7 protein-coding genes are annotated in these 7,495 nt (G+C 62.5%); all 7 read right to left on the bottom strand.

Translation table 11 applies throughout. The features are described 5' to 3' along the window. Positions 1-552, bottom strand: a 552-nt coding sequence (locus ACOZKU_RS00860; protein WP_421577250.1) for a sugar phosphate isomerase/epimerase family protein, incomplete at its 3' end; no start/stop codon positions are given. Between the two features lie 22 nt (positions 553-574). Beyond that, positions 575-1,669, bottom strand: a complete 1,095-nt coding sequence (locus ACOZKU_RS00855) for a Gfo/Idh/MocA family protein (protein ID WP_421577249.1) — start codon at positions 1,667-1,669, stop codon at positions 575-577. A 26-nt stretch (positions 1,670-1,695) separates the two neighbouring features. Beyond that, a complete protein-coding gene (locus ACOZKU_RS00850) occupies positions 1,696-2,754 on the bottom strand; it encodes an ABC transporter ATP-binding protein (RefSeq protein WP_421577248.1) in 1,059 nt (352 codons plus the stop codon). 4 nt (positions 2,755-2,758) lie between these two features. After that, a complete protein-coding gene (locus ACOZKU_RS00845; protein WP_421577247.1) occupies positions 2,759-3,853 on the bottom strand; it encodes an ABC transporter ATP-binding protein in 1,095 nt (364 codons plus the stop codon). Positions 3,854-3,856: 3 nt separating this feature from the next. After that, on the bottom strand, positions 3,857-4,813 hold the full coding sequence (locus ACOZKU_RS00840; RefSeq protein ID WP_421577246.1) for a carbohydrate ABC transporter permease: 957 nt from the start codon (positions 4,811-4,813) through the stop codon (positions 3,857-3,859). Further along, positions 4,810-5,685, bottom strand: a complete 876-nt coding sequence (locus ACOZKU_RS00835; RefSeq protein WP_421577245.1) for a carbohydrate ABC transporter permease — start codon at positions 5,683-5,685, stop codon at positions 4,810-4,812. Before ACOZKU_RS00835 ends, ACOZKU_RS00840 begins: the two co-directional genes overlap by 4 nt. A 61-nt stretch (positions 5,686-5,746) precedes the next feature. Continuing rightward, positions 5,747-7,363 (bottom strand): extracellular solute-binding protein, encoded by a 1,617-nt coding sequence (locus tag ACOZKU_RS00830; protein WP_421577244.1) that lies wholly within the window; start codon positions 7,361-7,363, stop codon positions 5,747-5,749. Between the last annotated feature and the right edge of the window lie 132 nt (positions 7,364-7,495).

Genomic DNA, 7,495 nt, shown 5'->3' with positions numbered 1-7,495 from the left:
CGGGTCCATCAGCAGGCCGAGGCCGGGATGATCGACCTGCGCGAACATTTTTACGGTCTCCTCGACGGATCCGACGACGTTGTTCACATAGGTTTCGAGCAGGAAGACCGCGCCGTGGTCATAGGCATGCTGGGCGATATCCGCGATGACCTTGCGGCACTCCTCGAAGCCCTCTTCCGTCTTGTTCTTCGGATGATGCACCCAGTCGGACTCGGTGTTGAAGGTGCCGGTTTCCGAAATGACATAGGGCGTGCCGAGATGGCGGGCGTGGCGGATGATTTCCTTGAGGTAGCCGACGCGACGCTCGCGCTCGGCCTTGTCGGGGTGGATGATGTTCGTGTAGCCGGAAATGCAGGAGATCGGCAGGTGGTGATCGCGGAAGGTCTCGCGGATTCTCACGCACTTGTCCTTGGTGATTTGGCCGGCCGAAAGGTCGATGTCCTTGAAGTGCATGTCGAGCTGCACGGTGTTGAAGTCGAGTGCCCGGATCTTCTTCGCCGTCTCTTCCAGCGCATAGGGGAAATAGCCGGTGAAAATACCTGTCTGCATCATGGTGAGAATCCTCCCTCGTTATTCATGAATTGATCGAAATTTCGGAAAGCCTGACCGTGCGGCCCTCGTCGATCGACTTGTAGCCGGCCTCGACCAGCGCCACGGTCTTGACGTTATCGGCGACGGAGAGTGCGGGCGGCTCGCCTGTCTTCACCGCATATTGCAGCTGCTCCATCACGCCGATGAAGGCATGCGGGAACCACATCGTGTCCCAGGTCGGCGTGACCCACTTGCCGCCGGTTGTGGTCTTGGAGGCATAGGTCAGCGTTGAGGGCGATCCGTCGGGCCAGCCGATCGTGCCCTGCGCCACACCATCCGTGCCCTCAACGCGCCATTTGATGTAGATATCGCTGTCGAAACCCTCTTCGCGTGGACCGGACCATACGTCCTCCATCGATACGGCCATGACACCGCTTGGGAAGGTCAGCGTCGAAATGGTGATGCCGTCCTTGTGGGCAAAAGTCGTGCGCGGGTCGGTGCGGGTCAGCGTCGTAATCGTCTCGGGATCGCCGAACAGAAAGCGCAGCACGTCGAGATGATGCACGCTCATATTGGACAGCGTTAGCCGGTCATACTCTTCGAGGAAGGTCTGCCAGTGCGGGATGGCGCGCATCTCGATCGTCGCCATGACCGGTGTGCCGAGCTCGCCTTTGTCGAGGATCTGCTTCAGCACCCGCATCGACTGGTCGTAACGCATGTTCTGGTTGACCGAGAGGATCTTGCCGGCCTTGGCGGCGGCATCCCGCAGTTCGATGGCGTCCTCCAGCGTCAGCGCCAGCGGCTTCTGCGCGAGGATGCCCTTGATATGCGGCTGGGCGAGCGCCTTGCGGATCAGCTCCGGCTGCTGGTCCGGCGGGAAGGCGATGTCGAGAATATCGATATCGGGATCGGAAATGAGGGCGTCCGGCGTGTCGTGTACGGTCGGAATAGCCCAGCGCTCGGCTACCGCCGCTGCCTTGTCCCTCGTGCGCGAAGCGATGGCGACGACCGGAAAGCCGGCCTCCTTGTAGGCCGCCAGATGGCACTCCGCCATGATCATGCCTGCGCCGATGCAGCCGATCCTGTAATCCCGCGCCCGCACCTGCGGATCGGGTGCAAAACCCCTGGCTTCGCTCATGGTAACCTCCCGTTTGATATGCTCGTTCACAGGCTGACGGCCTCCCCCGCCTGGTTGAAGAAATGCGCCCTGGCCGGGTTGCAGCTCAGTGCCACCGCACTGTCCAGCCGGATGTCCGGCTGGCCGCGCATCAACGCCTTCAGCTTCTCCGCGCCCGTATCGACCGTCACCACGGTGTATCCGCCCAACGGCTCGACCTCATAGACGGTGGCGGGCCGCCCCGGACGCGCATCGCTCCACGGCTCGACCTTGAGGTCTTCCGGACGCACGCCGACATGCGCGGCACCATCCGGAACCGCCTCGAGCGGCAGATTGATCGTGCCGTCGCCCGCTTCCAGCGTTTGGCCGCGCACCGCCGGCAGGATGTTCATCACGGGTGCGCCGAGCAGGCGGGCGACGTAACGGCTGACCGGGGTGTCGTAAATCTCGGTGGGCGAGCCGATCTGTCGGATCTCGCCCTCCTCCATGATTGCCATGCGGTCGGCGATCGACATGGCCTCTTCCTGGTCGTGCGTGACATAGAGCAGCGTCTGGCCGAGATCGCGCTGGATGCGCTTCAGCTCGACGCGGGTTTCCTCGCGCAGCCGCGCATCGAGCGCCGAAATCGGATCGTCCATGAGGTAGGCGACCGGATCGCGTACGAGTGCCCGGGCGATCGCCACGCGCTGACGCTCACCGCCGGAAAGCTGCGCCGGCGGCTTGTGCAGCAGATGTGAAATGTGAAGCTTCGCGGCGACGGCCTCAACCCGCGCGCGGATCTTGTCTTCCGGCACCCTGCGCTCGACGAGCGGGAAACGGACGTTGTCGCCCGCCGTCATATGCGGGAAGAGTGCGAGGTTCTGGAACACCATCGCCACGTTGCGGTCTGCCGGCGAGACGCGGTTGACCGGCTTGCCGCCGATCAGGATTTCGCCCTCGTCCGGCGTCTCCAGCCCGAGGATCAGCTTCAGGACGGTGGATTTCCCCGAAAGCGGCGGCCCGAAGAAGCAGAAGAACTCGCCCGGCTGGATATCGAAGCTCGCATTGTTGACGGCGACGGTTTTGCCGAAACGCTTGGTGACATTGCGGAAGGAAATACCGGCCATGTCTTCACATCCTCCGGATCGCAACGCCGCTCGCGGCATCGAACAGGCGGGCAAAGCCCGGCTCTACCGCGACATGGACTGTTTCGCCCGTCTGAATGCCGACGTCGTTGTCGAAAACGGCCTTCACCCGCTGGTCGCCATCGCCGAAATGAACGACGGTGCGTGCGCCGATGCGCTCGATGAAGGTGACAGGCATGGCAAGCCCCTGCCCCGCCCTGGCCAACACGACGCGCTCCGGGCGGAAGCCATAGACGATTTCGCGCGCACCATTGGCCCGTGCAACGGCGGAAAGTGCCGGATCGAGCGGCGCGGTAATGCCAAGCGCCCCGAGATCGGCAACCAGCCCGCGGTCGCTGTCGGCAAACACGCCCTTCAGCAGGTTCATGCCGGGCGAGCCGATGAAATCGGCGACGAACAGATTGACCGGGTCGTTATAGACTTCCAACGGCGTGCCGACCTGCTGCAACACACCGTGGTCCATGACGGCGATACGGTCCGCCATGGTCATCGCCTCGAGCTGGTCGTGTGTGACATAGACCATGGTCTGGCGGAACTGACGCTGGAGATGCTTGAGCTCGGTGCGCATGACGGCACGGAACGCCGCGTCCACATTCGAAAGCGGCTCGTCGAGCAGGAAGATCGCCGGCTCGACGATGGCCGAGCGGCCGATCGCCAAACGCTGCAGAATATTGACGGACAGCTTGGCCGAAGGCTTGCCGAGCATCGGCGTCAGTTGAAGAAAGTCTGCCATCGCCTTGACGCGGCGGTCTATTTCGGACGTCGACGTTCCACGGACCTTCAAGCCGTAGGCCAGATTGTCGTAGACGTTCATATGCGTGAAGATCGCATAGTTCTGGAACACGAAGCCGACACCGCGCCGGCCCATGGCGACCCCATTCATGTCGCGACCGTCGAAGGTGATGCGGCCCTCGCTCGGCTGCTCCATGCCGGCGATCATGTTCATCGTCGTGGACTTGCCGCAGCCGGAGGGGCCGAGCAGCGCCATGAACTCGCCGTCGCGGATTTCGAGGTCCATCGTCTTCAGCGCCGTAAAGGCCCCGAAGCGCTTGACGAGGTTTTCAAGTTGGATGGCGGTCATGGCTCAGGCCTCCTTCGCCGCATTCATGCGGCTGATGGCAAGCGAAACGACGATGGAAAGCACGATCAGGATGACGAGCGCGATGGCCGCGACATAACCCCAGATCAGGTCCTGTTGCGTCACCTTGTAGATGTAGACGGAGATGGTTTCCGTCGCGACACCCGGCCCGCCACCCGTCATGATGTAGAGCGTGTCGAAGATCTTGAAGTTCTCGATGACGCGGATCGACAGGGCGATGATGATAATCGTCTTCATCTTCGGCATGACGATCGTGCGGAAGCGCTGCGACCAGCTTGCGCCCAACAACGTTGCCGCCCGCATCTGGTCCTCCGGGACGCCAACGAGACCGGCGAGCAGAATGAGGAACATCAGCGGCGTCCACTGCCAGATATCGGCAATCATCACCGCAACAAGTGCCGTGCCGGGGCTCGACAGCCAGGCGAGCGCAAAGGGCCGGCCGATCAATGTCGAGATGATGTCGTTCACCGGTCCGCCGGACTGGAACAGCATGAAGAACATGTAGCCGGCGACGGCGGGCACGACCATCATGGGGATGAGCATGATCGAATAGAACACCCGCTTACCGGCAAAATTATCCATGAAGAGGATGGCAAGGCCGAGGCCAATCAGGAACTCCGCCGGCACGCAGACCAGCATCACAAACGCAGTGCGCCCCAGTGCATTCCAGAAACGGCTGTCGGCGGCAAGGTCCGTATAGTTAGCGAAATTGTTCCAGGCCTCATAGGCCTGCCACCAGCCGACACCATCGAGCGGTGACCAGTCGGTGAGGCTGATATAGAGCTGCATCAGAAGCGGGAAGACGGCGATGAAGAGCACCAGCAGCTGGGCCGGCAGCGTCAGCATCAAGCCAAGGCGGCGACCGCCATCTTCGGCGCGGGTATCGGGCGTCGAAAGGTCGCCGGTCACGGAGGCTTTCTCCTCGGTTGCGAGCACGCTCATTGCTTGAGGGCTCCGAAGGTGAGGCCCCGGACCAGATGTTTCTGGATGGCGATGCCCATGATGACGGGCGGCACGGCGGCGATCAGGCCAAGTGCTGCCTTGGCGCCATAGAGCTGGCCGGTCATCGACGATGACAGCGAGGCCATGTAGACCGGGATCGTCACCCATTCGCGCGTCGTCAGGAGCAACGCGATCAGATAGTCCGACCAGTTGAGAATGAAGACGAAGAGCGCGGAGCTGGCGAGCGCCGGGCGCATCATCGGCAGCGTGATCTTCATGAAGACGCGCAGGCGCGAGCAGCCTTCGACCAGCGCTGCGTCCTCGATTTCGCGCGGCATGTCGTCGAAGAAGGTCTTCATCAGCCAGAAGGCGAATGGCAGCGTAACGATGCCATAGATCAGCGCCAGCCCCCACCAGGTATCGACGAGACCGAAGAAGGCCCACATGATCATGACGGGGATCATCACCGCCATCGGCGGAAAGAGCCGGAGCTGGATCAGCGCGAGCGGCAGGTTCTGGCCCGAGCCGAAGCGCGACAGGCCGTAGGCGCCGGCCGTGCCCGCCGTCATGGCGATCAACGTGCCGAAGACGGCCGAGAGCAGCGACGCCAGGATCGGCTTTCCGGCGGTGCGGTCGAGCGCAACGATGAGATCGGAGGTCGAGGTGCCGAAGATGAAGCGGAAATTGTCGAGCGTCGGGCTCTTCGGCCACCAGGTCAGGTCGGCACCGGCAGCGGACCATTCGGCAATCGGCTTGAAGGCCATCGAGGCCATCCAGAGCGTCGGGATGAGCGTAACCGCCAGCGCCAGAAGAATGGCGCCATAACGGAAAATCTCGAAGGGCAGCGAGCGGTTCATGATCGCGAAGGTCACTTGTCGAAAGCGGTCAGAAGGCGCCGGGCGAACTGCCGCCCGGCGATCGGGTCATGTCGGCTCAGCCGGCCACCGGATCGAGCACCGTCGGCCAGGCCTCCTTGTTCGACTTGATGGCTTCGAGCAGCTTGTCCTCGCCAGTGCGCCGCGCAATGCGCTGCCATTGCTTCTCGGTATCAGCCATCGCCTCCTCAGGCGTCTTCGCCTTGGTCAGCGCCGCCATGAGGTTTTCGTCGAGCGCGTTGTGGAAGGCGGTCGCACCCGGATAGTTGATCGACGGCACCGTGCGCGCCACAGTCTCCCGCACCACGTCCATGTGATAGTCGTGATAGGTCTGGCGCACGAGCGGGTCGGCGAAGTTCGACAGCTGGAACGGGTCGAAATAGCCGCCCGGATTGGCCGTCATCCATGAATAGATGCGGCTGGAACCCAGCCACTGCAGCAGCAGATAGCAGGCTTCCGGATACTTGCTCTGCGCCGAGATCGAGGCCGAAAGGTTGAGCCACAGCACCGAGCGGCTGACGAGCTGCCCGCCGACATCGCGGCCCGGCGGCAGCATGGAGCCGATCTTGCCGGTGACCTTCGAACCCTCATTGGCCTTGTTGTCGAGGAATTTCGGCAGGTTCGAGAAGGCGCAGGTCATCGCCGCACCGCCCGAAGCGAAGTTGCCGTACTGCTCTGGCCAGCCCCAGGAGATCGCATCCGGCGAATGGTGGCTGAGCGACTCGACATATTCCTGCGTGGCAAGATACCCGGCCTCGGAATTGATAAGCGCCTTGCCGTCGTCGCCGAACAGGAACTGGTTGGGCGAGCCCATCGATACGAAGCGCTGGTACCAGTTGGTATAGCCCCAGCCCTGATTGCGTAGGTCAGTCGAGCCGAACAGGCCCTTGTCCGGTCGGTGGAAGAAGGCCGCAACGTCGGCGTGTTCCTTCCAGGTGCGCGGCGGCGCCAGCGCATAACCGTATTTGTCGGAGAAGGCCTTCTTCTCGGTCTCGTCGTTGAACAGGTCGGTGCGGTAGTTCCAGGTCTGGAAGTCGCCGTCGAGCGACACGCCATAGGTCGAGCCGCGATACTGGTTGAGCAATGATACGCCCTTGGCGCCGTTGACGTAGCCGCGCTCCGGATCGTCCCATTCCGGCTTGTGGACGGCGACATAGTCGTCGAGCTTGATGATGCCGGCCGTTTCGGCGAGGTCGCCCAGGCGGTTCCATTCCACCGCATAGATGTCGAACGCCCCACCCTTGGTGGAGATGTCCTGCATCGTCTTGGTGAATTCCTGACCGTTCGGCACGCCGACGATATCGAGCGTGATGCCGGTTTCCTTCTCCCACAGTTCCTTGATGGACGGCGCCCCGGCGGGGAAGGCCTGCGTCAGCTGGCCGATCGAACCGTCGGACAGCCCGAGAACGATACGCTCCGGTGCCTTGCCGGCAGCCTTCAGCGCTTTGGCGGCCTCGACAGCGCGCCCCTCTGGCGTATCAGCGCCGTACTGGTAGCGCTCGGCGCCTTCGAACCCGGTCGGACCGCCGATCATGCCGGGCGCGAGCGCATCGGCCGCAAGGGCCCTGCCCGGCCGGATGAACTGCGGCGCGATGCCGATGGCAGCAGTCATTGCAAATGTCTTCGCGCCGGCTGCCAGAAGGCCACGGCGCGAGATTGTCAGAATCTCGCTCATTGATGTTCTCCTCCGCGCCGAGAGGTCTCCTCACCCGTCAGCGTGAGGAGTAATGGCGACCTAAATGATGTATGTCAACATCAAAATCAATCATATTGCATCTTCTGCCAGCTCTATTTACCTAATGAAGGA

Source organism: Shinella sp. M31 (assembly GCF_049199205.1).
In the GTDB taxonomy this organism is placed as follows: domain Bacteria; phylum Pseudomonadota; class Alphaproteobacteria; order Rhizobiales; family Rhizobiaceae; genus Shinella.
The sequence above is the reverse complement of the archived record's forward strand: the minus strand, read 5'-3'. Positions and strand labels throughout refer to the sequence as shown.

Coding starts and splice junctions, on each gene's coding strand:
- ACOZKU_RS00855 (WP_421577249.1), bottom strand. CDS start 1,669: ATGAGCGAAGCCAGGGGTTTTGCACCCGATCCGCAGGTGCGGGCGCGG.
- ACOZKU_RS00850 (WP_421577248.1), bottom strand. CDS start 2,754: ATGGCCGGTATTTCCTTCCGCAATGTCACCAAGCGTTTCGGCAAAACC.
- ACOZKU_RS00845 (WP_421577247.1), bottom strand. CDS start 3,853: ATGACCGCCATCCAACTTGAAAACCTCGTCAAGCGCTTCGGGGCCTTT.
- ACOZKU_RS00840 (WP_421577246.1), bottom strand. CDS start 4,813: ATGAGCGTGCTCGCAACCGAGGAGAAAGCCTCCGTGACCGGCGACCTT.
- ACOZKU_RS00830 (WP_421577244.1), bottom strand. CDS start 7,363: ATGAGCGAGATTCTGACAATCTCGCGCCGTGGCCTTCTGGCAGCCGGC.